Source organism: Microcoleus sp. PH2017_12_PCY_D_A (assembly GCF_020738565.1).
Classification (GTDB): domain Bacteria; phylum Cyanobacteriota; class Cyanobacteriia; order Cyanobacteriales; family Microcoleaceae; genus Microcoleus.
Genome location: NZ_JAEQCI010000010.1, coordinates 52026 through 75610 on the forward strand (window position 1 = coordinate 52026; position 23585 = coordinate 75610).

The following is a 23585-nucleotide window of genomic DNA, read 5'->3' on the forward strand; positions in this document are numbered from 1 at the left end:
GTGCGCACTGCGCACCTTACAAAATTACTATTCGTAGGGTGCGCACTGCGCACCTTACAAAATTACTATTCGTAGGGTGCGCACTGCGCACCTTACAAAATTACCATTAAGAGTCTTGAATTCGCTCAACCAAATCATAAAAAGGCTGCCAATTATCCTCAAGGGCGATCGGTTCCCAAACAGCCTCAATCGTCGGCCTCAACAGAGATTGTTCGGGATTGTGCTGGCGCAACCTCTGGGCCATCTTATCCATATCATCCACCGACAAACTTTGCAAAACGTGACAATAAAACTCGCGCCAAGGTGCTAACAACTCCGCAGGTTCCGCCTCGCTAAAAATTTGATTGACATCATCTCGCCAAGTGCGATTAAACTGTCTTCGCAATTGAAAAAAGAAATCATGATAATCAACTTGAGACTCCGCCAGCATCTTAATTGTCAGCTTCAAAAGCTCATCACCATCAGCCTCAGGCAAATCCTCAAATCCCAATCTCTTCAGCATCAACTGTCGGTAAGCAGTATTATAATACTCACCAAACTTAGCCAAAGCAGCATCCATATCAGCTTGAGGAATAGCCGCTGCTAGCGGTTGCTGAAGCTTCTCCAAATTCCCGTGACAAATAAACGGTTGATTGCCGTAAGCATAAAGACCATAATAGTCAAAATAAGCCGCTGTGAATTTCGGATTATAAGTTGGAATAAAAGCAAAAGGCCCGTAATCAAAACTTTCACCAGTAATCGACATATTATCAGTATTCAGCACCGCGTGGCAAAAACCTGCCGCCATCCACTGAGCCACCAATTCAGCTACACGCTTGACTAAATCTGCATAAAACAGCGCATATTTTTCTTCCGGTGAAACACCTGAACTGCTAGCTTCCAGATGAATTTCAGGATAGTAATATTCAATGACAAAATCTAAAAGTTTTTTAATTAAGTCCGGGCGGCGGATATAATTTAGCCTTTCAAAAGTGCCAAAGCGGATGTGAGAATGGCTAAAACGCACCATTACAGACGATCGCGTCGGAGAAGGTTCATCGCCCCGCCACAAACCCTCGCCCGTTTCCACTAAACTAAAACAGCGGGAAGTATTCACCCCCAATCGGTGCAAAGCTTCGGCGGCCAAAACTTCGCGGACTCCACCTTTGAGAGTGAGTCTACCATCAGCGCTGCGCGAGTAGGGAGTGCGGCCGGAACCTTTAGTGCCGAAGTCGTAAAGTCTGCCATCAGTACCGCGAACTTGGCCGTACAAAAAGCCTCTACCGTCGCCTAAATTCGGGTTGTATTCGTTGAATTGATAGCCGTGGTAGCGGAGTGCGAGAAAGGGACGCACGCAGTGAAATTTACCGAAGGCTTGAATGAAATCTTCGTCGGTTACTTGGGCGGGATCTAAGCCCAATGTCGGCAATAATCGATCGTTGCGGAAGCGGAGGATGTGCTGCGGAAAATCGGCCGCCGGGACTTCATCGAAGTAGTCGCCGCCGAGGGATTCGAGGGCGGGTTCGTAGTTGAGGGAAAGCAAGGGGTTTGACATTTGTCTATTTTATGTTGAAATTGGCGATCGATCTAAATATTTTAAATGGTTTTGGTTATATATATGCGTAAGGTGCGCATTGCGCACCCTACAGTTTATCATTTCCAGGCTCTGCCTCCTATTTACACTGCAACCAAAGTAGGCTCTAAAGTTGCCACTAATTTCAGATTGTACTCATCCTCAAAACACGGCTTTTTATAATCTAAACTCCACAGTTCCAAAGCACAATCGTCACCGGGATTGAGCGGTTGCAGCCGCAAGTGAAACTCTCTAACTTCCGGGCGGTGTTCGCATTTTAAATCAGCAATCGCGCCAATCTGCCGCCTGTCCAAAGCCACAGCCAGCCGCAGAAATGGATGCAATTTACTAACAATTTCCCGGTATTTTTTCGGAAGAATTAGAAAATTGTCGTGTTTCTTTTTCGGAGGATTCTTCCGGTGATAGCGAGCTAAATTAGCAATTACTTCAATCTCAGTTTCAGTGTATCCCAATAACTCACCATTGCGAATTAAATAGTAAGAATGCTTGTGGTGCGCCGAATGGCTGACGTACAAACCGCTGTTGTGCAGAATCGATGCCGCCCACAACAACTCGCGTTCTTCGCTGCCCCAATTGTGCAGAATTCCTTGGGTTTGGTCGAACAAATTTAGCGCAAATTCTGCGGTTCTTTCGCTTTGTTCTAAGTTTACTTGATATTTTTCTGCCATGTGCAGAACGCTGCGCTGGCGGATTGAACCTTGATAGCGCAAGCGGTTTTCAATCAAACCCCGACTTAGCATCCAGTCAACAATGACGCCTTCTCTTAAAGATCGATCGCACACCGTGAGGGATTCCATTCCTAATAGTGCCATCGCTTCCTGCAAAATCAACGCCCCGGGGAGAATAATTTCCGCCCGCTTGTCCGACATTCCCGGGATAGCCAATCTTTCGGCATAGGAAAGTTTGCGAAAACGATTGACTAAATCGCGCAAATCTTTTAAACTTAGCTGATATCCAGCCAGCGGACTGGGAACTGTTCCCAACTTTTCGCGAGCGTTGATTGCAGCCAGTGTTTCGATGGTTCCCGCAGTGCCGATCAAGCGCAGGTGTTCGCCTATCTTGAATTGCGATCGCAATTCGTCGATCGGTCTTTCCAGCGCAATCCGAATATAAGCTTGCAAATAGGCAAACTCCTCCCGGCTAATCGGGTCAGTTTTGACAAATTCTCCTGTTAAGCGCACAGCACCAATTTTGGTACTGGTGAGACAGCGCGGTTCAGAACTATCTCCTAAAATTAACTCAGTAGAACCGCCGCCAATATCAATAATCACCTGGGATTGATTGTTGAATTCCATTCCCGAAAGTACGCCGAGATAAATCCTCCGCGCTTCTTCTTGTCCGGAAATTAAGCTAACATTCAGGTCTAATTCGTCAGCAACTTGTTTGAGAAAATCCCGCCCGTTAGGCGCTTCTCGAACCGCACTGGTAGCTACAGCGATAACTTGTTCTGCATTGAAAGTTTTAGCAATATCTTGAAAACGGCGCAAAGTGGCGATCGCCCTTTGCATAACCTCAGACTTCAAACACCCTGTCTTAGCCTCGCAATCGCCCAACCTAACCGTATCTTTTTCTCTAGCAATAATCGCAAACGCAGGCAATTTCGGATCGATCCGCGCCACCACCATGTGAAACGAGTTAGTACCCATATCAATAGCAGCAATAATGCGATTTGACTCCGCAGCAGCAAGTGAATTAACCATTGGAGTGTATCGGGGTTGACAGATATTTATGATTATTTCACGAATCCAGTGAGGCATCCTATTAAATTAGCAAAAATCGGGAATTAGTTACTGGACAAGACTTTTACCTGTTTTCAATTCCGGCCCAAGTGCGATCGATCGCAGAAATAGTAGGTGATTTTGCCTAAAATTTGATATAATTTGATGCTAAAAATCTAAAATCTAAAATTGAAATGCTTACCGAGCCCGATCGCCCAACCGAATCCACATTGCTAACCGTCGTCAGGCTTTTGAGATGGGACAAACCAGCAGGGCGACTAATTTTAATGCTTCCAGCCCTGTGGGCCGTGTTTTTAGCAGCAGACGGGAAGCCTCCCGCAGCATTGGTGGGCGTGATAGTGTTGGGCACCCTAGCCACGAGTGCGGCGGGATGCGTCATCAACGACTTGTGGGATCGGGATATCGATCCGGAAGTAGAAAGAACGCGATCGCGCCCCCTAGCATCCCGCGCCCTGAAAGTACAAACTGGAATAGGAGTTGCCTTAATTTCCTTTGCTTGCGCCGCAATTCTCGCTTTTTATCTCAATCCTTTAAGTTTCTGGCTGTGTGTCGCCGCCGTACCAGTAATTATCTGCTATCCCCTAGCAAAAAGATTCTTTCCAGTGCCGCAATTAGTGTTATCAATAGCCTGGGGCTTTGCAGTTTTAATTAGTTGGAGCGCCGCCGTTAACGAATTAGAATTAGCAACTTGGTTGCTGTGGGGTGCGGTAGTGTTGTGGACGATGGGATTTGATACAGTTTATGCGATGAGCGACAGAGAAGATGACTTGCGTTTGGGCGTGAATTCCAGCGCCATCTTTTTCGGGGATAACGTAACTAATGCTGTGGGTTTTTTCTTTGTTGGTACTGTTGGTTTGTTAGCAGCAATGGGAATTAATCTGCACTTGCACATAGGTTTTTGGATTGCAATTTGTGCGGCGGCAATTTTGTGGTTTTTGCAGTACAGTCAACTGCGGAAAGCGGATATTCCCAAGCCTGTTTACGGTCAAATCTTTCGCCAAAATGTTTGGGTGGGATTTGTGATATTGGCGGGGATGATTGTTGGGGAGATTTTTTAGTTTAGAATTTACGTAATGCGATCGAAGAAACCGGGTTTTTTACCGACTCTGCGGGCTATAACGAACTATTTTCGTAAAAACCCGGTTTCTGGGCCCCATGCTAAGTCCGAACAGTGCCATCTGCTACGGGCGATCGCACCTTCTATGTAAAGTTATATTACACAAACAGAAACTTCGCATAAAAACTCCGACGCACCTCTGATAGATAAGTAGCGGCGGAAGTTCAGCGAGTTTAACCCACCCTCTATGTAAAGTTATATTACACAAACAGAAACTTCGCATAAAAACTCCGACGCACCTCTGATAGATAAGTAGCGGCGGAAGTTCAGCGAGTTTGACCCACCCTCTGTGTAAAGTTATATTACACAAACAGAAACTTCGCATAAAAACTCCGACGCACCTCTGATAGATAAATGTCAGCCCAAATTATTGGATTAATCAAGGTGCACCATGTCTAATATATCGATCGGCAATCTGAACGACAACTATATCTCGATCGACTTTGCGGGTAAAACAGACCCCATCGATACCTATCGTTTTAATCGGCTGAATCCGGGTAGCTTTCGAGTTACGGCGGTCGGATTTAGTTCCATTGTTGGGATGCAGCTTCTCGACACTCAGGGAAAAGTCGTCAAAGATATCGAAACCAACGGCACAAATTCCGGCACTTTTAGCATCGATAATTTGGGCGCAACAAATTATGCACTAAAAATCTCTGCACCTTCGCGCGATACAAATTATCAAGTTACTTTAACCCCAGACGGAAAAGTCGATCCGCTGACAGGCTTAGGCGTTACCTCCGGTTTCTTCACTCCCGATTCAACTGGTCAAGTTGGTTTTGACTGGCTACATGACGGCGGCAATTATAAAGGTGAAGTTGCCATTTTTAGCGTACAAGGTATGGAGAACTTCGATCCTAATTCTGAGGAATTTATCAAAGAATCAGCAAGACGAGCTCTGACAAATTCTACCTTTGGTCACGTCGTAATTTCTGACTCCATAGAAGGTGCAAATCCGCTATTTAACGGCGGTTTAGGAGAGGAAAACTATAACGAGGGACAGTACAGTGGCGCGAAAAAATTTGGGATGAAACCGGGAGATGCTTTTGCGGTGATGTTAGTACCAAATGGTACTGTGCGAGATATCTTTAACAATCCGGGTGCGGACGGTGACAAACGTCCGTTATTATCTTTATCTAGCCTGAATCCAGATGATGCTTTTTTGTTTGGTCAAATAGCAGATGTGACTGGCACCGGCAAGGCATTTGCGATGGAAGATCAGCGAGTCGATCGGGGTTCTGATAAAGATTACAACGATTTAGTTTTCAAGTTGACTGGTGCGACTGGTAAGGCTGTGTCGATCGACAAAGTGATCGATAAGAGCAAAGATTGGACTAAACTCGATGGCGGCAAGAAATTGATCGAGTATGTCACTCCAACACCGCCTGTAGCGACAACGCCACCAGTTGTTGTACCGCCGACAACTCCGCCAGTTGTTGTACCGCCGACAACTCCGCCTGTAGCGACAACGCCACCAGTTGTTGTACCGCCGACAACACCTCCAGTTGTTGTACCGCCGACAATGCCGCCAGTTGCGACAACACCGCCTGCTGTTGTACCGCCAGTTGCGACAACACCGCCTGCTGTTGTACCGCCGACAACGCCACCAGTTGAGACAACACCGCCTGCTGTTGTACCGCCGACAACACCGCCAGTTGCGACAACACCGCCAGTTGCGACAACACCGCCTGCTGTTGTACCGCCGACAACACCGCCAGTTGTGACAACGCCACCAGTTGCGACAACACCGCCTGCTGTTGTACCGCCGACAACACCGCCAGTTGCGACAACACCGCCTGCTGTTGTACCGCCAGTTGCGACAACGCCACCTGCTGTTGTACCGCCAGTTGAGACAACACCGCCAGTTGCGACAACACCGCCTGCTGTTGTACCGCCAGTTGCGATCGCACCGCCTGTAAGAGTAAAACCTCCGATCGCCCCCCCAACTCCTTCACAACCACCTAAGATCGACCCAAAACTGCCTGTAATTGAACAACCGATCGACACTGAAGCGCCTATCCCTATCAGTGTGGCGCCAACGGTCGATCGCACTTTTGTAGGCATCATCGATACTGGGTTTGCTGCGAAGAATCCCGATTTGGATTATTCTAAAGTGACCTTGGGGCGCGATCGCATCGACAAAGACAGCAACCCGTTGTTAAATGCTGGAGAAGGGAACGAACACGGCACGTTTAGCTGGGGTTTAGTAAGTGCAATTCAAGGGAATGATATCGGGATTGATGGCTATAACGATGGGGCGAATGTTTACCTAAGTCGGGCAATTGGTTCGGGGGAATGGGATTTAGCTTTAACTGATTTTGTAAGTGAAGCGAAGGGACAAAAGAAGAAGAATGCGATCGCCCTTCTTCCCCTCGATTTAACTCAAAAGAATGCTGATGGAACCATTACCACTCGTTACGAGTTTACCAACCGAGAACGTGCAGCTTTGGAAAATGCACGTCAAAATGGGGTGCTGTTAGTTGTAGCGGCTGGTAATGACGGCGGTGTGATGTCGGTTTTGGGTCAATCTTCTCAGGAGTTTGACAATATTATCACGGTTGGTTCGTCGGATGGTTTTGGGCGATCGGATTATTCGAGTTACGGCTACGGTTTGGATATTTTAGTGCCCGGTGGTTCGATCGACAATCCTACATTATCGACGGTTGGTGATGATGTCGGTCAAATGTCGGGAACTTCGGCATCCGCAGCTAAGGCGGCTGGGATGGCGTCTAAGGTTTGGGATAGCAATCCTGCTTTGAGTGTGACTCAGGTTATCGATATTTTGACTGGAAGTGCGATCGATTTAAAGGCGCCCGGATGGGATCAGGAAACGGGTTTTGGGGTGGTGAATTTCAATAAAGCTGTGGAAGTGGCGAAGGAAACAAAGCCGCAAAGTTACACGCCTAGTCCTTTCTTGAGTCCGACTACTTGGGGTTTGGAAGGAAAAGTTACGCCTTGGGAAAGGGCGACTTATGACATCAAGATCGGAAATTTCACATCGATTATTTGGTCAAGCAATGGTGTGAATCTTCGTACTGGCACTAATTTGAGCGATCGCAGCGATGTGAATGTGGGATACAAAGGTCAAACTTTCACTTTCGATGCTTGGACTTACGGGGAAGCTGTCCCGGATCTCACCACACAAAAGCCAGATGCTTTGTGGTTTCGGACAAATTACAACGGCAAATCTTACTGGGTACCGAGTGCATACACGAATGGCTACCCGCCTGGAGATCCACCCTTGCTACCTCCAGCCACTCCGAATCCCGTACAGCCAAATCCGAATCCCGTACAACCAAATCCGAATCCCGTACAACCAAATCCGAATCCCGTACAGCCAAATCCTAATCCCGTACAACCGAATCCGAATCCTGTACAACCGCCTACTTCAATTAACCTCAACGGATACAATGTTGGTGGCAATTTCTATCCAGTTTTCCAGAATTCTCAAAGTACGCTGGGCAATCCGATTTCAGGTGTCATCAACTATAATGGTGCCAGCTATCAGCTATTTGATAAAGGGTCAATTATTAGCAGTAAAAATGGAACTTTCCCGCTTTATGGTGCTATCCGTCAGGAATTCTTGAAAACAGGTGGATTGGATGGCTGGTTGGGTGCTCCGAAGAGTGCGGAAAAGGGGTTGGGGAATGGGAATATCATCCAATACTTTGATAAGGGCTACATCTACTGGAATGGTGGTAAGGCGACGGCTTATGAAACTTCAACTGTTACTCCTAAGATAACACCCCCACCTTCTACGCCTAAACCTATCAATGGTTTACCAACTAGCCCACAACAAGCAGAGCCTTTCTTTAAGATTGAGTACGCAGGAAAGTATAATTCAGGCCCTTATAAACCTTCTGGTTGGGCTAACTGTGGCCCTGCAAGTTTGGCTATGGTATTGGCAACACTGGGACTAGAACCAAGTGGAATTAGCACTGAAACAAGTATCGATAGGGCACGCTACCTGATGCTCAAGGACGATCCTAATTTTCCTAAAACACAGCGTGAAGGTGTTACGGTGGTTGATGCTGACTGGAAAATAACTACCTGGCCAGAACTTCAAAAAGGTATATTCAATTCAGGTGCAACACCTGAAGATGTCGAAACGTGGGAGGGTCTGGATCAAAAAATTGCTCAAGGCAAACCAGTTATTACAAATGGATGGTATGGCCCAAATTGGCGTCAACAGTTTCCTTCTTATGGACTAACTGCTGGTACAGTAGATCCAGCCGGTGTTTGGCATATTAATGCAATTCTCGGAAAAACATCAGATGGTAAGTACATTGTTGCTGACCCTCAGTACGATGGAGGGCCTGTCGCAATGACCAAGCAGCAGCTTGCTGTCTACTTCATAAAAGATGGCGGAAATCCTGTGGGTCTTGCGTTTGCAAAGAGCTAGGAAAAAACATCATTCATCAAACGAATGATCGCCCTTTCTCACCCTGATTCAGAAGGGCGATCGCCCATAATTCATCAAACGAGCGAGATCCCTTCTGACATCCGCGTTAATCTGCGTCCATCTGCGGTAAAAAAAGAGCGATCGCCCTTTCTAATAATTCAGAAAGGCGATCGCCCTTATTTTGCATTCAACTAACAAAAAATTGTCAGTTCAGCCAATAATTGCTAAAATGACCGCAAAATACTATTCTGATTAGCCAATGAGCAACATCTCTATCAGCTTGCCAGATGAATTACTCACATACGTCAATCAAAAAGCGCCAAACCCCAGTGCTTTGATAGAAGCTCTCTTAAAACAATGGCGAAAAGAACAAGAAAACCAAGCTTTAGCAGAAGCTTGCAAGCTAATTGACGAACTAGATTTAGGATGGGATGAGGAATGGCAAGCTCAAGCGATTACCGACTGGGAAGTATCTGGATAGCTAGATTCGATCCGTCAGTAGGAACAGAAATACGCAAAACGCGGCCTGCGTTAGTCATTTCTGGTACGCTGTTCAACGAGCGGCGCAGCAAAGTGACTGTTTTGCCATTTACCTCAGCTCGTCCTCACGATCCTCGGATTTCTGCTGCTGTGATATTTGTACCTGCATCCCCACAAAATGGTTTAAACGCAGACAGTTTGCTAGTCTGTGTTGACCCAATGACTTTCGACAAAACTAGATTAGTACAACAAGTCGGTCAACTCGAATCAGAACTGCTTTCCCAAGCTCAAGAGATTTTGCAGCGCTATCTGGAATTATAGCGATCGCCCGACGCTAACTCTCACCAAAAATAAAAGCGAGATCCATTTTGGATAGTTCCAAAATGGATCTCGCCTCTACTTGTAGGATGGAATAACCGCTTCCATCTCCCAATTTCCATGACCACCCCCATCCAGCAAGAAGCCCGCCAAATTCTCGATAATCTCGCCTTTACCCCCTTCGATAGATGCAATCCCCTCAGCCGCGACTTCGACACCATTCCTGCTAAAGTTGGTTTGTACGCCTTTCGACATCGCACCGAAGGATTGCTCTACATCGGCAAAGCCAAGAACCTCCGCGATCGACTGCGAGGCGGTCACAAAGCCTTTCTCTGGGGCTGGCTCGATCGCTACGATCCAGATGATGTGAGGATCGCCTTCGTTACCCTCAACCAATGGCAAAAACCAGGGTTATTATATGAATTAGAAACCCTCATCCTGCAAGCTACAAATCCTCCCTATAACGTTAAAATTCCCATAGAACAATGACTCAGACCCTCAACATCCAACACTTGCCACCAGAAGCTATTCATTCGCTGATGACCCATTTGCCTGACTATGTGAAAGTCGCTCTGATGGCAAAAGCTACGCAACTAGAATGCTCTCTCGAAGCTGCGATCGAAATGGCGATCGCAAGTTTTCTAGACTCAGAAGCTTTCAGCTTTGAAGATTGCCTATTATCACAACGTCTTCAGGAATCAGAACTGGTAGAATCTCCGCAAAGTAAATAGAATGCGCCCTTTTGGAATTATCCGCAAAGTGCGATCGCTTATCGATCTAATATAAAAAATACTTGATTAAGTAAATTACCTTTAGCGTAAAATCTATAGCGTACATCTCACACAAGTAAACATGGCAAAACTGCCTGTAGAAGTTGCCGAAACCATCTGGAACCTAAAACGGCAATTATTGGATATTATCGATGATGCTACAGCAGCAGAATATACTCTCTTTGAGCAATTCGGAGAAACCGACAGAACAATGGACTATTTAGAGCAGCTAAAAAACGTAGCACAGCAAGCCGATGAGCGATTTTCCCAGTTTTCCCTATTGCAACGACGCTTAGCTAATGCACAACCCACAGCAACTTCTGATATGCTAAGATTAGTCACAGAAGTAATTGCTTATACCCAAGCCAGACTTCCCGCATGGGAACGCAGCATTGAAGAAATTAAGATTGAGTGGAGATTATGATGAACGAACCAGGATATATACCGCCCCCAGATGTCGATCGGCGACTCCTTGCCAACTTGCGTCGAAGTCGCTTGGAAATGGAAGAATTAGGTTGGAAATTAGAAGAAGTTATTGCCAAATTAGACGAAGAACACCGCCAAATTCAACAGAAACGGTTACAAACACTTCTCAACAGTCAGTAGTTATGATATGTTGACTTAATAAAGGCGAGGACTTTTTATTTGCAATGAATTCGCGATCGCCTTTTTTGGGACAAGAAAAAGGATCTCGCTTAATTATTACCTATAATTCTGATTAACCTATCCCTGAGACATTAGACATCCAAATGTTGAAGCCTTCGCAGTTTTTTGATAATCAGTTTCTTATCAAGAGTCGTAAAACTATAACTCGTCATACTCAGCATCCTCTGGGTTATCCCAAATTTTAGCAAAAGCTGCTTCCGAGAGTTTAGTCGCACTATAAGTTAGAAAACTATCTTCACTTCGAGTTAATAGGAAGTCGAGGAAATCTTCTAATACCGTAATTTTATCGGGCGGTAAGCTACGAATTTTTTCTATCAGCTTGGTTTCGGGACTTTTAGCGATACTCATGTTCTCTAACCTTTTTATTGAAAAAACAACACACATTCTTCTAAACCTAATTCTGCCAATTCCTGTAACTCTGTATCTTCTGCATAAACTTCCGCATAAAGCATCGCCGATTCTTCCAACTGCTGGGCTTCTAGCGCTAACTGCAACCGTTGAATCGCTATTCTCACCAATTCACTAGGATCTTTAAATCCATAGTTTTGACAGAGTTCTAAAAAACTTATCTGAGATTCATCTAGTGTAAATGTTTGCTCTTTCATGTTAAAAATACTAGGAACCTTACTTTAGTTGTTTAAAAAGCTTTGTTTAGGATGCAACTATTTTTATGATAACATACCTTCGCAGCTCCTGCAAAAAAACTAGGAAATATCAATAACACCCTATTACCAGAAACTATGAGAAAAACCATCATTGGCATCATCGGCCCCGGCGATAGTGCCACATCAAAAGACTTAGAAAATGCCTATCAACTCGGACAACTCATCGCCGAAGCAGGATGGATATTGCTAACTGGCGGCAGAAATGTCGGCGTGATGGATGCCGCCAACAAAGGCGCAAAATCAGCTAACGGTTTAACAATCGGTATTCTTCCGGGGAACGACACTCGCGGCATTTCCGAAGCTGTAGATATTGCCATTGTTACCGATATGGGAAATGCCAGAAATAACATTAACATTCTGTCTTCAGATGTCATAATTGCCTGCGGTATGGGCACCGGCACTGCTTCGGAAATTGCCCTCGCCCTCAAAGCTCACAAGCAAGTTATCTTGTTAAATGACAGCGCCGAAAGTCAAGTTTTCTTTAAAAGCTTGGGCAATTTTAACATTTTTGTGGTAAACAATGCTGTAGAGGCTATGAATCAAGCTCGCGAAATCCTAGCAAATCCCAGATGAAATCCCAGATGAGACTAAGCAAATTCAACTTTTGTGCGATCGCAATTTTTCTAACTTTGGGGATATTCGGCAGTACCAAAGCAGACGGAGGAATTGCACAGTTCAATTTCAGCAACAAATCCACTCAAACTTTAGCACAAACCCTCCCTCCTCCTCCGCCTCCTGCTCCTGCCAAATTGCCTGTCACCGAACAAGAAGGCCCGCCGATTACTAGCGAATCAGTGCCGGATCAAATAGCTTTAGCAGCCCATTTGCAGACTATCAAAGCTAGAATGTTCGGTGCTTACTGGTGTCCTCACTGTCACGCGCAACAAGAACTTTTCGGCCAACCAGCATTTACCGCGATTACTTACATCGAGTGCGATCCTAGAGGTAAAGATGCTCAACCAGATTTGTGCAGAGCAGCCAAGATTCAAGCTTATCCCACTTGGGAAATTCGCGGTAAATATTACACCGGTAGGCTATCTTTGGAAAAAATTGCTATCTTATCGGGTTATAAAGGCAGCAGGAATTTTCTGCCACAAGTTCCCTCTCCTTAAATATATCTAAATTAGTTGGCGATCGCACTCACAGACTAATAAACCAGGTTTTGGAAGTGAGATTGACAGTTTTGGGCAATTTTTTAGTTAAAAAACCTGGTTTCTGGCCACCCGTGCGTCTAGGAGTATAAATGTAATGTCCTGAGGAGACACCTAAATTTATGACTTTACGGTAGCATTAGCAGCGACTCTGGCGGTAGGTTTTTGGTTTGTAGTGAGGACTTTAGTCCTCTCTTGGATGCGGACTAAAGTCCTCACTACAAACCTGCGGTAGCTTTTTGGTTTGTAGTGAGGACTTTAGTCCTCTGATTTATGCGGACTAAAGTCCTCACTACAAACCTATTTTGGGATTAGTTTTTAGTCCTAAAAATAATCTTGAACTATTTTCAAAATCCGGGAGGCGGCTAAACCGTCGCCAAAGGGATTAATTGCCATTGCCATCGCGTCGTAAGCTTTAGAATCACTCAGCAATTCTGCGGCTTTTGCTGTAATTGTATCAGAATTTGTACCGACAAGTTTAGCAGTGCCTGCCGAAACTGCTTCTGGTCTTTCTGTGGTTTCTCGCAATACTAAAACTGGCTTGCCCAAACTAGGTGCTTCTTCTTGCAATCCGCCGGAATCTGTCAGGATTAAATGACTTCTTTGCATCGCTCCTACTAACTCTGCGTAGTCCAATGGTTCTGTTAAAAAAATTCTGGGATGGTCTCCTAAAAGTGCTTTTAATGGTTCCCGAACTGTGGGATTTCGGTGTAGTGGTAAGAGCAAGGCTGTGTCGGGAAATTTATCTAAAATTTGGATGAATGCCTTGGCAATTCCTGCTAATGGTTTGCCCCAATTTTCGCGGCGGTGTACTGTTGCTAAAATGGTGCGATGTTGGCTCCAATCTAAGTTGGGAATGTTGCATTCTGGTTCGCGTTTGGCGACAGATAGCAAGGCGTCGATGACTGTGTTGCCTGTACGGTGAATTTCTCCTAAAACGCCCGATCGCCCTAAATTCTCCGCAGCCAGCTCTGTTGGGGCAAAATGCAGCCTTGTAAGCTGCGAAATCAACCGCCGGTTAGCCTCTTCGGGATAGGGATTGAACACGTCGTCAGTCCGCAAACCGGCTTCTACGTGACCTACGGGTATTTTCTGGTAAAATGCAGCCAAGGCAGCGGCAAAGGCTGTCGTTGTATCTCCTTGAACTAAGACGATTTCTGGCTGCAATTCTTTAAACAACGCTTCCAAACCCTGCAAACTCCGGGAAGTGATATCCGTCAAGCTTTGCTGGTGCTGCATGATTGCTAAATCTCGATCGGCTTTGAGGTCGAACATCTGCATCACTTGCTCGACCATTTCCCGGTGCTGACCGGTTAAAATTACTTGGGTGTCAAAGTTGGGGGAATTTTTGAATAGTTGAATTACTGGGGCTAGTTTAATCGCTTCCGGGCGAGTTCCTAGGACGATGCAAACGCGGTGTGTGGCTTCGGGCATGGTAAAGTTGGGTAGTTGAGATTTGCGAGGCTCTTAAAGGCTGAAGATTTTATAGCTGGGTTGAATCGTTGGTTAATAAGATTTATTTTTTTTTATGAACCGCAGAGGGCGCAGAGGGCGCAGAGAATGGAGAAAAGAGTGAGAGAAAGTGGTTTGCCATTGGGTGGGGGCGGTTTTTTGAGATTGTGAGTTTTAGGCAATTATTGTTGGTGAAACCCGCCCTACAAATTTCTTGACCTTAGTAAATTTTTAATCGTTAATTGGTCATGCCTTATCGATACATTTTATTTTACAAACCTTACGATGTTTTAACTCAGTTCACTGACAATTCAGGGGAAACTAAACGCCGCACTCTTAAAGATTTTATTCCGATTCCTGATGTTTATGCGGTGGGAAGGCTCGATCGCGATAGCGAAGGTTTGCTACTGTTAACCGATGACGGACAAATGCAGCACCGCCTCAGCGATCCGAAATTCGCTCATCCCCGCACTTACTTGGTGCAGGTAGAAGGGATTCCAGATGCAGGTGCGATCGCCCTTTTGCAGACAGGTGTCACAATTCAAGATTATCGGACTCGATCGGCAAAAGTGCAATTATTGTCCGCAGAACCTCAATTACCGCCCCGGGAACCCCCGATTCGATTTCGCAAACACATTCCCACAGCTTGGCTGGAAATGACCCTCACCGAAGGCCGCAACCGCCAAGTGCGCCGGATGACCGCAGCAGTAGGGTTTCCGACGCTGCGGCTGGTGAGGAGCGCGATCGGGCATTTGCGTCTCGAAGGCCTCAAACCCGGTGAATGGCGCGAAATAACTCCAACAGAAATCAAACTATTTTAAGACTTGCACGCAACAGCATCAGGAGCGCCCCCCACCCTAATTTCTGGGTGGTAAACTAAAACTTTCCTTTCCATCCCGATCTTTCTGCACCCGAGCTCCCAACTTTACCAGAGCTTGTTTTGCCCTTTGACGAACCAACTTATCAGTTGTTTGATAATAAACCGCGCTCCAAGCATTAAACCGCACCGGCACGCTATCTGGATCTCGGCGCAAAAAATCAGCAGTTGCTCGAAACATCGGCGCCAATTTCTCCCCATCCGGGGTTTTTTCCACCCAATCAGCAGCCATTTCGTGAGAGCGAATTGACTCGGGAATGTCTCCCAACAGCAGTAACTCATCCAAACCTTTTGTTCGCCACACTATCCACGCTTGGGGATGAATTTGCGGCGACAAGGCGTTAGTACCCCGCTCGATGAACTTAACAGCAGTTTCAGGCTTTCCCTGATAAAAAGAAACGGCTGTGGACAGAAACAGGTAGATGTCAGCCCACTTGGGGTCGCGCTGGGTAATTATGTCAAAATAATCTTGGCCCAGATTGTAGCCAGTCACATTTCGTGCTTCGTCATCGCCAAAATACTGCAAAAATTTGAGAAATGTCCAATCTGCAATTAAATTGTCAAACCCAAAACTAGGGAGATTTTTGAGCATTTTCAGCCGCAGGGCTTCTTGCTGGGTTTCTTGCTGGGCGGCTTGCTTGAAACTGGCAGCAGACATGGCAGAGAGCGGATTTTGCCCCTCAGCGCCAACCGGGGTCATTGGGCCTAATTGCCCGATCGACTGCATGGTAATGACTCCAGCCAGTGCTGCTGCACCGATAACTCCATTAACGAGCAGGCTCAACCACTTACGCGAAAAATTTTCGACTTTAGCTTCCACGGCACATTTAAATCCAAGTTTTAAATTAAGTTTATTAAAATACAGTAATGATTGGTGGGCGATCGACTATTAATCTCGTTACACTGTCCAGAGGGATGCTATGGCCTCCACAACATAGTTTAAATGGTAGTTTGAGATTTTTTAGCAATTTTAAATCTCAAATCAAAAATCTACAATCGAATTGAGCCAAAATTCAATGAATCAAGCCCGCAGACGCTTTTCTAAGTTACAGGCAGCCCTGTTCACTGGGGCGATGGCAACAACCGCTTCGATATCTTTACTCGTTCCCAGTCTGAGTCAGTCAGTCCGCGCCGAACTTCAAGATAGCCCCAAAGCTGTCTTAGACGAAGCTTGGCAAATTGTGAACCGAGATTATGTCGATCCAACCTTTAACAAGACTGACTGGCAAGTCACCCGCCAAGAATTGCTCAGCAAAAATTATACTTCTCGCGAAGCTGCCTACACTGCCCTCCGCAATGCCCTAGAGAAACTAAAAGACCCCTACACGCGCTTCATGGATCCGAAGCAGTACGAAGCCCTGAAGAGTCAAATCTCTGGAGAACTGACAGGGGTGGGGATGAGGCTCGAAGAAGACGAGAAAACGAAAGCGATCGCGGTAGTTGAGCCGATGGAAAATTCCCCTGCTATGAAGGCAGGGATTCAAGCTGGCGATCGGATTTTGGTGATTGACGGCAAACCTACCAAAGGTATGACTGTCGCGGATGCGGCTCAAATAATTCGGGGCGCCGAAGGCACGAAAGTCACCCTGCGGATTGCTCGTCAGGGCAAAAGCGAGTTTGATATCACTCTGACTAGGGCGAAAATTGAGGTAGCAGCGGTTCGCTACAGCCTCAAGAAGGAAGCTAACAAGAATGTCGGTTATATCCGCTTGCAAGAGTTTAGCTCCCACGCCGGCGAACAAATGCAGCGGGCGATTAAAAATCTCTCCGAGCAGAAAGCTGACGCTTTTGTGTTGGATTTGCGGGGTAATCCCGGCGGGTTGCTGTCGGTAAGCATTGATATCGCCCAGATGTGGATGGATTCGGGGGCGATCGTCCGTACAGTCTATCGCGCGGGAGATTCTCAGGAAATGCGGGCAAACCGCACTGCGATCACTGACAAGCCTTTGGTAGTGCTGGTGGACAACAACTCGGCCAGCGCCAGCGAGATTTTGGCCGGTGCGCTGAAGGACAACAAGCGCGCCACTGTGATGGGCGGCCAAACTTTTGGCAAAGCTTTGGTGCAGTCTACGCATCCTTTGTCTGACGGTTCGGGATTGGCGGTGACGATCGCCCACTACTATACTCCCAACGGTACGGATATCAGCCACAAGGGGGTTACTCCCGATGTCAAGGTGGAAGTCACCGACGAACAAAAGCTGAAATTAGCTAACAAGCCGACGTTGGTTGCGACTAAGGACGATCCTTGCTACGCGCAGGCGATCGCACTTTTGAAAACTAATGCGGCATCGGCACGTCCCGCTGCTGGTAAAGAGGCTCTTGCTCCTAAAAAGTAGTTGAACACCGTCAGACAATAACAATTAGCTTTAAGATAAAACCCGCACCGGCGGGTTTTGTTTTTGTAGTTTGATTTAGCCTTTAATATCATGTCTGGTCGATTACCATAACAACAACGGTTCGTAGTGCGGACTTTAGTCCGCAGCTTGAGAGCGGACTGAAGTCCGCACTACGAACCTTGCTTATTGCGGTCAATCGACCGGACACGATTTAATTGCTAGAAAATGGTTTGTAATAACAGCAAACTATTTAATCCTACTATAATACTAGCCACTAACCAAGCTACCCCTTTCAGCCAAAATGGATTCACAAACTCTCCCATTAAGCGGCGGTTAGAGGTAAACATAGCTAGGAACAGCCCAGAGAAAGACCTACAGACTATAAAGAGCAGAAAAAATACTATTCAGGCAAGCAAAAAAGACCTACCTTAAAAAATCAAATAGTTGTAATGCCGAATGGTCAAGAAATTGTTGATATAGTAGTTGGAGAAACTGGAGCAACGGCAGACCTAAAAATTTGGCGTTCCCGGCGATAAGAATGGAATAAAGAGCAAGAATTTCAAGGGGACAAAGCTTATGTAGGGGAACAATTAATTGACGTTCATCAAAAAAGAATCGAAGTAAAGATATTACAGATGCTCAAAAAAAGCAAACAAACAGAAGGCTAGAAAAAGAATAGTAGTAGAGCCTAGGATTAGATTGGTGAATTTTTTTAGAGTGGCAGCAGAGAGATTTCGCTTAAAATCTGGTAATTGCGAGCCAGTAATTATGGTCGTATGTGGATTAATAAGATGGCGGATTGGTGCAATAGTTATATGTCAATAAAACTTGATATAAATCGAAAAAAATAGTAAAAATTATGTCATAAAAATTGGTAGTTATGATTAATATAGTCTTCAAACACTTATTTAAGTGTTAGTTTCTTGTCCGAAGCTCGAAGCTGGCTTCGGACAAGAAACCAAGCGGGGAAAAGGTTTGGCAGTTATTGGAGATGTCTAATTGAGCGACTGGTATCAAACATCTAAGCTACTAATTCACTATCTCAAATTTGATGGCGTTCCCATTCCCCATTCAATCAATCATGTGGATCGAGCCGTATTCACCGCACTCGAACGCTAAATCTTACCTCAATTCAGTAACGCCACAATCTCCATTTAGTATAAAATCAATCTTAAATTCATCTGAAATTTAAAGAATCATGTCTTCTCACCTTCATTGGCAACCTCAAGCAATTCACAACGACGTATCGAGTCGAGTCGCAGTCTTGCCGTCATCGCTAATCTGGCATCAGACCAACTTTACTGGAATCTGGTTTGGTTGCTTTGAGTCCGACGATAACGTTCAAGATCATCCTGTCACCATGCTGACTCGCTTCGATTCGGGTGGCTTTTTCCCGCTACACGGACACCCCGGTGGAGAAGAAATTTTGGTACTCCAGGGCAACTTCGCTGATGAAACCGGTGTGTATCCTCCAGGATCTTATATGCTCAATCCGGAAGGGTTTATCCATCGTCCTTATAGCGAGGAAGGTTGCCTGACATTTGTTAAATTACGGCAACATGGTGGAACCACTCGCCAGCAGGTGAAAACGAATATTTACGAGTCCTCCTGGGATCCCGGTACTATTCCCCAAATTGAGGTGAAGCTCCTTTATGAGCAAGAGAGTTTTCCTGAAAAAGTTTGGGTGGAACGCTGGCAACCCGGTACAGCCTTGTCGAACGTAGTTGAATCTGAGGTGAAAGAAATCTTTGTCATCGAAGGCACTTGGAGTGATGAGTTAGGAGATTACCCAAGGGGCTGTTGGCTGCGGTATTCACCCGATTTTCCCTATAGTCCGTCGTCGGGAACCGGTTGTCTGGTTTATGTTAAGACTTATCCTCTCGATGCAACGCGATTTATTGTTGAAAAAGACTTCCGACAGCCTTTTGAGACAACTCACTACTGACCCCATCAGTCATTAGACCTCTCCAGAAAAGCAAGTCTTGAAGAGGCATGATGCCAGTTCCACAATAATTATTGGAGAGGTCTATTCATCCGCCGGATAAACTCTAAAGGCAAACCATCAGTATCGGCAATAAAAGCTACTTCATAAACATTTTGCCCGATCGCCTGTTGAGTCGGTTCCAATAAAACTTTCAAAGCTTGAAACTGGTTTGGTTCCTCAGAAGCTGCGGCCTCAAACCGCTGTTTCACAGACTGCAACCAACTCGGCAAATCAGTTGTCGCCTCCGTTAAATCGAAAGATAAATGATAATATCCAACATAATGCTCGTCACCGAAAGCATCCGGTGCGGGTTTTGGTTCCGGGATTTGGATGAGTTCGATGCGTCCGTTGAGACCTTCCATCCAACAGGCTAGGGTGTAACCTGTGGTAAAGCGATCGCTCACAGTAAATCCCAACTGTTCGTAAAAGGCGATCGCCCGGTGAATGTTAGCAGTGCGAATCGAGGCGTGGTGCATTCGATTTTAGATTTTAGATTTTAGATTTTAGATTGGGGAATTGGGAATTGGGAATTGGGCATCGGCCAAACAGGGCATCGGGCATCGGCCAAACAGGGCATTCCTAATTGGTAACTGGAACCAACAAATAACCAATGACTAATGACTAATGACTAATAACAAATCACCAATGATTATTCAAACAACCGAAAATAGGGATATCTAATTGGAACTCCCGGCTCTTTTTCCAAATCAAAATTAATCACTTCCCAACAAGGTTCTTCTTGAGGATCGGGGCTAAAATCCACAGGTAAACCGTACAGCCGGGGGCGCGGCGAGTCCGGCTGGCCCCGCCAAGGGGTGCTGCGTTCCAAATAAGCGCTGATTAAGTCTCGATAGCGTTGGGCAACGATGACGCGAGTTGCTCGATAGCCTTGAGTATAAAGTCGATCGAGCGCTTCGTGAATTTCAAACCTAATTCCGTCCGGGTGAGTGTGCTGGCGATACCATTCATCCTCCCAGCGGCGCCAGTGCCGCCCAGACTGAAGGTGAACGAGTTCCCCCGTTTTTGGATCTGCCTCAAATGCCCCGTGACGCGGACACAAATAGGTATCCGTGAGTGTTAAAGCCGGAATTGTTTGGCGACAGTGGGGACACTGAATTTCCGGGCCAAACATCGGGTATTGCAAGGCAACTTCAATCATTTATTGCGTCCCAACATATTTATCTGAAAAAGTGGCAAATAGTCTTATTATATCCCGTATCAACAACCAGCTAATCTGCTAGAAGTATCACGATCGACCAAAAAGATGAGCAATCTCAACCAACCTCTGCCTGAACTTCCTGCCTATTGGCCATTGCCGGATCTCTCCGAAGCTGCTTTTGTCGCTGAGGGCGCTGTTGTCATTGGCAGGGTAGAGGTGGCTGCGGGCGCTAGTATCTGGTACGGGGCGGTGGTGCGGGGGGATGTAGAACGAATTGCGATCGGCAAAAGTACCAATATCCAAGATGGAGCAATTCTACACGGCGATCCGGGTAAACCGACTGTTTTAGAAGATTTCGTGACAGTGGGACACCGAGCGGTGATTCATTCAGCTTACATTGAACGGGGCTGTTTGATCGGGATTGGCGCGATCGTCCTGGACGGAGTGAGAGTGGGCACAGGCTCGATCGTCGGTGCAGGGGCGGTTGTGACGAAGGACGTTCCCCCTCACACGCTGGTTGCGGGAGTGCCTGCCAAGCGGCTGCGAGACTTGTCTGAAGAGGAATCTGAGGAGCTGGTGGAACACGCCAAGCGTTACGAAAAGTTGGCTTTGGTTCATGGGGGGAAAGGTTCTGATTTGGGATTTGTAGAAGTGAGGGAATAAGGTTTTTAGGTATGACTCATACAAAAGTTAAAGCTCGTATTCAAAAATCAAATCAACGTTGTTCTTGAAAATTGGATAAAGCGTAAGCAATTCTGATGTTATATGAAAATAATAGTTGTCTAAAGGCAAAATAATAATTTCTGCTTCTACTAAAATCGCCAAAAAATACTGTAAGAGGGAGATACTTCTGGGAATTTGCTTGCTGGGAGTTGAATTAATTTTTTTTGTAATACACTTAATAACCTCTTGAACTTTATCCACTTTTCCAGCCCTGACAATAATACCATATAAATTATCGCAAAAACGGGTCATATCTTTGGGCTTAAGTTCTTCGGGAATTTTTTCTCGCTGGAATAGCTCTTGAGTAGCAATAGCTAGTTGACGCTTTTTTTTGGTTTCAGGATCCTCACTTTCTTGTATAGCAGGAGATATTTGTTCAAATGCCAGAATCATTGTATCTAGCTGTTCAACAATCGCTTTTATTTGTGCAGCTAAACGGAGTTTCTTCCAGTCAATTTCCGAACTTTTATAAACTAGATCGTGGGTTGAAACTGCCCATGCGTGTTCAAAAGCACTTTTTATTTGAATTTCAAATATGACATTAAAAATACTCGATAAATTATCGATATTTGTATCCTCTACACTTTTTAATCGAGCATAAATTCTAGTTGAATCAAATTTAAAAGTATCTGGAGATTTTTTGTTCTGTCCTCTTTTTAAAATTTTTGTAACCTGAAAAGTATCTTGGCAAAATTTAATGATGTCTTGTTCTTGTGATAAATTTGGGATAATTACGGTACAACCAAATAAGTCATCTAGTTCTGACCATTTCTTAAATCTGCCCGTCTCAATTTTTTCTGCTAAAGATTCAATATTTTTAACTCTAGAAGTAAGTGCATATCCCTTCTTGTCACAAAAATTAAGCAGTGTTTCTTTGACTCGCTTTGCAACCTCTTCAACCAACGGAAGATATTGTTCATACTGGCGGTCTAAAATAGAAGGATAGATCATAACATAAATTAAATAATTTAGGGATTGATTACGAATTAGTATGGCCTAACATAACTGCTTTGAAGATATTAATTCGAGTTTTAGTTTTTTCAATTCCTGATGAACCCAATGAAGTTGTGATTGCCTCATAATAAGCTTGAGCTTCTTGAGTTTTCATTGCTAATTCAGGAGATTTTACTAATTCCATCAATTCGTAAATTCTCTGACAGACATCGGCTGTTATATTTAATGATTTTTCACGCTTTAATTCTGCGATCGCGCCAAAAAATGAATAAAAGTCAGCTTGATTTTTTAGTTTTGTTTTGCATAAATTTATATCTTTAGGCGAAACATCTAACAAGTCTTTTATTAATTCTATAACTTGTTTAAATTCAGATGCTATTTCATCTTGCTCCTCCCAAGCTAAATCTCGATCGTTAAAAGCTTTATCCAAATCATCCTGACGATAAGACTTAACTCCTTCTTCTAGAAACAATAAAAGTAGAGTCACAAACTCTACATCTTTCATTTGTTTTCTGTCTTTTGCAGGAATCAAGGGAAAGTTGACTGGCAGAATTGAAGCCATCCAGTCAGTTAAATCTTCGACATTAGTGATAAATCCGCCATTGAACTTTGCATGACGCAGTTCTTGACGTGTTAACTTGCTCACATTACGGTTGATCCGGTTAAATATATCATTGATGATTCGTTCATCGTCGGACGGGACATATTCAACAGCAAACTGATATTTCCAAAAATTTTGCTTGACTTCATTTTCTAAGTCTTTGAAAGATTTACCTGTCAGTCTTGTCAAAGTTGCTGTTTCACTCACCGGAAATTTATTCTCAGCAAACTCAAATAAAGTAGATAACCTTTGTTTGCCATCAACAACACTATACTTAGATATACCTTCAGATGTGATTTCTTGATACAAAAAGATAGCTGGGGCGGGATATCCATTAAGTACAGTGTCAACGAAAAAGTCTTTATATTCTTGATTCCAAACACTGCGTCTTTGATAAGGTGGCTCAAGTTCTAGCAGATTCCTTGTATAGAGATCCCAAAACCACGAAACTGTTTGAAAATTAATGGCTCTACTCATTTGGCTTTTTCCGTAATAGAGTGAACTGGTAATTTCAATTATACACTATACTGATTGGGGCATATGAGCAAATTTGGCTGAAAAGCTAAATTTATTAACAATCAGGATTGTTAAGCCCGATCGCGCGCTAAGATTAATCCC

The 23585-nt window shown here is 45.0% G+C and carries 25 protein-coding genes and 1 pseudogene; 16 read left to right on the forward strand and 10 right to left on the reverse strand.

What is annotated here, in order from left to right:
• Positions 1–106 precede the first annotated feature (106 nt).
• Both JGK39_RS00930 and JGK39_RS00935 read right to left on the reverse strand, forming a co-directional pair.
• Complete coding sequence (locus JGK39_RS00930; protein WP_293258921.1) at positions 107–1534, reverse strand: YdiU family protein; 1428 nt, start codon at positions 1532–1534, stop codon at positions 107–109.
• 122 nt (positions 1535–1656) lie between these two features.
• Positions 1657–3273: a Ppx/GppA phosphatase family protein gene (locus JGK39_RS00935; RefSeq protein WP_293258923.1), complete on the reverse strand. Its 1617-nt coding sequence runs from the start codon at positions 3271–3273 to the stop codon at positions 1657–1659.
• A 212-nt stretch (positions 3274–3485) separates the two neighbouring features.
• Between JGK39_RS00935 and JGK39_RS00940 the strand changes: the two genes are divergently transcribed.
• From JGK39_RS00940 to JGK39_RS00980, 9 genes are all read left to right on the forward strand, one after another.
• Positions 3486–4370, forward strand: a complete 885-nt coding sequence (locus JGK39_RS00940; protein WP_293258925.1) for a 4-hydroxybenzoate solanesyltransferase — start codon at positions 3486–3488, stop codon at positions 4368–4370.
• Between the two features lie 450 nt (positions 4371–4820).
• Positions 4821–8831 (forward strand): S8 family serine peptidase, encoded by a 4011-nt coding sequence (locus JGK39_RS00945; RefSeq protein WP_293295450.1) that lies wholly within the window; start codon positions 4821–4823, stop codon positions 8829–8831.
• Positions 8832–8855: 24 nt separating this feature from the next.
• Positions 8856–9026, forward strand: a complete 171-nt coding sequence (locus tag JGK39_RS00950) for a hypothetical protein (RefSeq protein WP_293295448.1) — start codon at positions 8856–8858, stop codon at positions 9024–9026.
• Between the two features lie 64 nt (positions 9027–9090).
• A complete protein-coding gene (locus tag JGK39_RS00955; RefSeq protein WP_293295446.1) occupies positions 9091–9312 on the forward strand; it encodes a hypothetical protein in 222 nt (73 codons plus the stop codon).
• Positions 9270–9632 (forward strand): type II toxin-antitoxin system PemK/MazF family toxin, encoded by a 363-nt coding sequence (locus JGK39_RS00960; RefSeq protein WP_293295444.1) that lies wholly within the window; start codon positions 9270–9272, stop codon positions 9630–9632. The genes JGK39_RS00955 and JGK39_RS00960 overlap by 43 nt, the downstream gene beginning before the upstream one ends.
• A gap of 117 nt (positions 9633–9749) precedes the next feature.
• The gene (locus JGK39_RS00965) at positions 9750–10118 is read left to right on the forward strand and encodes a GIY-YIG nuclease family protein (protein ID WP_293295442.1); all 369 of its coding nucleotides are present in this window, start codon (positions 9750–9752) and stop codon (positions 10116–10118) included.
• Complete coding sequence (locus JGK39_RS00970) at positions 10115–10360, forward strand: hypothetical protein (protein WP_293254672.1); 246 nt, start codon at positions 10115–10117, stop codon at positions 10358–10360. The genes JGK39_RS00965 and JGK39_RS00970 overlap by 4 nt, the downstream gene beginning before the upstream one ends.
• A 121-nt stretch (positions 10361–10481) precedes the next feature.
• Complete coding sequence (locus JGK39_RS00975) at positions 10482–10823, forward strand: hypothetical protein (protein WP_293254669.1); 342 nt, start codon at positions 10482–10484, stop codon at positions 10821–10823.
• The gene (locus tag JGK39_RS00980; protein WP_293254666.1) at positions 10820–11005 is read left to right on the forward strand and encodes a hypothetical protein; all 186 of its coding nucleotides are present in this window, start codon (positions 10820–10822) and stop codon (positions 11003–11005) included. The genes JGK39_RS00975 and JGK39_RS00980 overlap by 4 nt, the downstream gene beginning before the upstream one ends.
• A 198-nt stretch (positions 11006–11203) precedes the next feature.
• On the opposite strand, the gene JGK39_RS00985 is transcribed toward JGK39_RS00980, so the two are convergent.
• Together JGK39_RS00985 and JGK39_RS00990 are read right to left on the reverse strand one after the other, a co-directional pair.
• On the reverse strand, positions 11204–11413 hold the full coding sequence (locus tag JGK39_RS00985; RefSeq protein WP_293254663.1) for a toxin-antitoxin system, antitoxin component, Xre family protein: 210 nt from the start codon (positions 11411–11413) through the stop codon (positions 11204–11206).
• 14 nt (positions 11414–11427) lie between these two features.
• Positions 11428–11670: a hypothetical protein gene (locus tag JGK39_RS00990; RefSeq protein WP_293254660.1), complete on the reverse strand. Its 243-nt coding sequence runs from the start codon at positions 11668–11670 to the stop codon at positions 11428–11430.
• Between the two features lie 135 nt (positions 11671–11805).
• On the opposite strand from JGK39_RS00990, the gene JGK39_RS00995 reads away from it, so the two are divergent.
• A complete protein-coding gene (locus JGK39_RS00995; protein WP_293254657.1) occupies positions 11806–12303 on the forward strand; it encodes a TIGR00725 family protein in 498 nt (165 codons plus the stop codon).
• Positions 12304–12311: 8 nt separating this feature from the next.
• The gene (locus JGK39_RS01000; protein ID WP_293254654.1) at positions 12312–12842 is read left to right on the forward strand and encodes a hypothetical protein; all 531 of its coding nucleotides are present in this window, start codon (positions 12312–12314) and stop codon (positions 12840–12842) included.
• A 363-nt stretch (positions 12843–13205) separates the two neighbouring features.
• Here the strand turns inward: JGK39_RS01000 and wecB are convergent, their stop codons facing one another.
• Positions 13206–14315, reverse strand: coding sequence for a UDP-N-acetylglucosamine 2-epimerase (non-hydrolyzing) (gene wecB / locus JGK39_RS01005; protein ID WP_293254651.1), 1110 nt, complete (start codon positions 14313–14315; stop codon positions 13206–13208).
• Between the two features lie 266 nt (positions 14316–14581).
• Here wecB and JGK39_RS01010 point away from each other — a divergent pair, with 266 nt between their 5' ends.
• Positions 14582–15154 carry a pseudouridine synthase gene (locus JGK39_RS01010; protein WP_293254648.1) on the forward strand — a complete coding sequence of 191 codons (573 nt, stop codon included), beginning with the start codon at positions 14582–14584 and terminating at the stop codon, positions 15152–15154.
• A 36-nt stretch (positions 15155–15190) separates the two neighbouring features.
• Here JGK39_RS01010 and JGK39_RS01015 read toward each other — a convergent pair whose 3' ends face one another.
• Positions 15191–16030, reverse strand: a complete 840-nt coding sequence (locus JGK39_RS01015; protein WP_293254645.1) for a hypothetical protein — start codon at positions 16028–16030, stop codon at positions 15191–15193.
• Positions 16031–16226: 196 nt separating this feature from the next.
• Between JGK39_RS01015 and ctpB the strand changes: the two genes are divergently transcribed.
• From ctpB to JGK39_RS01025, 3 genes and pseudogenes are all read left to right on the forward strand, one after another.
• Positions 16227–17546 carry a carboxyl-terminal processing protease CtpB gene (ctpB, locus tag JGK39_RS01020; protein ID WP_293254642.1) on the forward strand — a complete coding sequence of 440 codons (1320 nt, stop codon included), beginning with the start codon at positions 16227–16229 and terminating at the stop codon, positions 17544–17546.
• Positions 17547–17962: 416 nt separating this feature from the next.
• Positions 17963–18082: pseudogene (locus JGK39_RS33515) on the forward strand (IS5/IS1182 family transposase); the annotation flags it as partial.
• A gap of 662 nt (positions 18083–18744) precedes the next feature.
• Positions 18745–19491, forward strand: a complete 747-nt coding sequence (locus JGK39_RS01025; RefSeq protein WP_293254639.1) for a cupin domain-containing protein — start codon at positions 18745–18747, stop codon at positions 19489–19491.
• Positions 19492–19559: 68 nt separating this feature from the next.
• Here the strand turns inward: JGK39_RS01025 and JGK39_RS01030 are convergent, their stop codons facing one another.
• Together JGK39_RS01030 and JGK39_RS01035 are read right to left on the reverse strand one after the other, a co-directional pair.
• Complete coding sequence (locus JGK39_RS01030; RefSeq protein ID WP_293254636.1) at positions 19560–20006, reverse strand: VOC family protein; 447 nt, start codon at positions 20004–20006, stop codon at positions 19560–19562.
• A gap of 173 nt (positions 20007–20179) precedes the next feature.
• The gene (locus JGK39_RS01035; protein ID WP_293178626.1) at positions 20180–20689 is read right to left on the reverse strand and encodes a TIGR02652 family protein; all 510 of its coding nucleotides are present in this window, start codon (positions 20687–20689) and stop codon (positions 20180–20182) included.
• Positions 20690–20794: 105 nt separating this feature from the next.
• Here JGK39_RS01035 and JGK39_RS01040 point away from each other — a divergent pair, with 105 nt between their 5' ends.
• The gene (locus JGK39_RS01040; RefSeq protein WP_293254633.1) at positions 20795–21352 is read left to right on the forward strand and encodes a gamma carbonic anhydrase family protein; all 558 of its coding nucleotides are present in this window, start codon (positions 20795–20797) and stop codon (positions 21350–21352) included.
• Between the two features lie 27 nt (positions 21353–21379).
• On the opposite strand, the gene JGK39_RS01045 is transcribed toward JGK39_RS01040, so the two are convergent.
• On the reverse strand, positions 21380–22363 hold the full coding sequence (locus JGK39_RS01045) for a hypothetical protein (RefSeq protein ID WP_293254630.1): 984 nt from the start codon (positions 22361–22363) through the stop codon (positions 21380–21382).
• Between the two features lie 28 nt (positions 22364–22391).
• A complete protein-coding gene (locus tag JGK39_RS01050) occupies positions 22392–23444 on the reverse strand; it encodes a DUF262 domain-containing protein (RefSeq protein WP_293254627.1) in 1053 nt (350 codons plus the stop codon).
• Positions 23445–23585: the final 141 nt, after the last annotated feature.

Excerpts from the sequence above, each read along its gene's own strand:
- JGK39_RS00930 (WP_293258921.1), bottom strand. The coding sequence starts at position 1,534 with ATGTCAAACCCCTTGCTTTCCCTCAACTACGAACCCGCCCTCGAATCC.
- JGK39_RS00935 (WP_293258923.1), bottom strand. The coding sequence starts at position 3,273 with ATGGTTAATTCACTTGCTGCTGCGGAGTCAAATCGCATTATTGCTGCT.
- JGK39_RS00940 (WP_293258925.1), top strand. The coding sequence starts at position 3,486 with ATGCTTACCGAGCCCGATCGCCCAACCGAATCCACATTGCTAACCGTC.
- JGK39_RS00945 (WP_293295450.1), top strand. The coding sequence starts at position 4,821 with ATGTCTAATATATCGATCGGCAATCTGAACGACAACTATATCTCGATC.
- JGK39_RS00950 (WP_293295448.1), top strand. The coding sequence starts at position 8,856 with ATGATCGCCCTTTCTCACCCTGATTCAGAAGGGCGATCGCCCATAATT.
- JGK39_RS00955 (WP_293295446.1), top strand. The coding sequence starts at position 9,091 with ATGAGCAACATCTCTATCAGCTTGCCAGATGAATTACTCACATACGTC.
- JGK39_RS00960 (WP_293295444.1), top strand. The coding sequence starts at position 9,270 with ATGGCAAGCTCAAGCGATTACCGACTGGGAAGTATCTGGATAGCTAGA.
- JGK39_RS00965 (WP_293295442.1), top strand. The coding sequence starts at position 9,750 with ATGACCACCCCCATCCAGCAAGAAGCCCGCCAAATTCTCGATAATCTC.
- JGK39_RS00970 (WP_293254672.1), top strand. The coding sequence starts at position 10,115 with ATGACTCAGACCCTCAACATCCAACACTTGCCACCAGAAGCTATTCAT.
- JGK39_RS00975 (WP_293254669.1), top strand. The coding sequence starts at position 10,482 with ATGGCAAAACTGCCTGTAGAAGTTGCCGAAACCATCTGGAACCTAAAA.
- JGK39_RS00980 (WP_293254666.1), top strand. The coding sequence starts at position 10,820 with ATGATGAACGAACCAGGATATATACCGCCCCCAGATGTCGATCGGCGA.
- JGK39_RS00985 (WP_293254663.1), bottom strand. The coding sequence starts at position 11,413 with ATGAGTATCGCTAAAAGTCCCGAAACCAAGCTGATAGAAAAAATTCGT.
- JGK39_RS00990 (WP_293254660.1), bottom strand. The coding sequence starts at position 11,670 with ATGAAAGAGCAAACATTTACACTAGATGAATCTCAGATAAGTTTTTTA.
- JGK39_RS00995 (WP_293254657.1), top strand. The coding sequence starts at position 11,806 with ATGAGAAAAACCATCATTGGCATCATCGGCCCCGGCGATAGTGCCACA.
- JGK39_RS01000 (WP_293254654.1), top strand. The coding sequence starts at position 12,312 with ATGAGACTAAGCAAATTCAACTTTTGTGCGATCGCAATTTTTCTAACT.
- wecB (WP_293254651.1), bottom strand. The coding sequence starts at position 14,315 with ATGCCCGAAGCCACACACCGCGTTTGCATCGTCCTAGGAACTCGCCCG.
- JGK39_RS01010 (WP_293254648.1), top strand. The coding sequence starts at position 14,582 with ATGCCTTATCGATACATTTTATTTTACAAACCTTACGATGTTTTAACT.
- ctpB (WP_293254642.1), top strand. The coding sequence starts at position 16,227 with ATGAATCAAGCCCGCAGACGCTTTTCTAAGTTACAGGCAGCCCTGTTC.
- JGK39_RS01025 (WP_293254639.1), top strand. The coding sequence starts at position 18,745 with ATGTCTTCTCACCTTCATTGGCAACCTCAAGCAATTCACAACGACGTA.
- JGK39_RS01030 (WP_293254636.1), bottom strand. The coding sequence starts at position 20,006 with ATGCACCACGCCTCGATTCGCACTGCTAACATTCACCGGGCGATCGCC.
- JGK39_RS01035 (WP_293178626.1), bottom strand. The coding sequence starts at position 20,689 with ATGATTGAAGTTGCCTTGCAATACCCGATGTTTGGCCCGGAAATTCAG.
- JGK39_RS01040 (WP_293254633.1), top strand. The coding sequence starts at position 20,795 with ATGAGCAATCTCAACCAACCTCTGCCTGAACTTCCTGCCTATTGGCCA.
- JGK39_RS01045 (WP_293254630.1), bottom strand. The coding sequence starts at position 22,363 with ATGATCTATCCTTCTATTTTAGACCGCCAGTATGAACAATATCTTCCG.
- JGK39_RS01050 (WP_293254627.1), bottom strand. The coding sequence starts at position 23,444 with ATGAGTAGAGCCATTAATTTTCAAACAGTTTCGTGGTTTTGGGATCTC.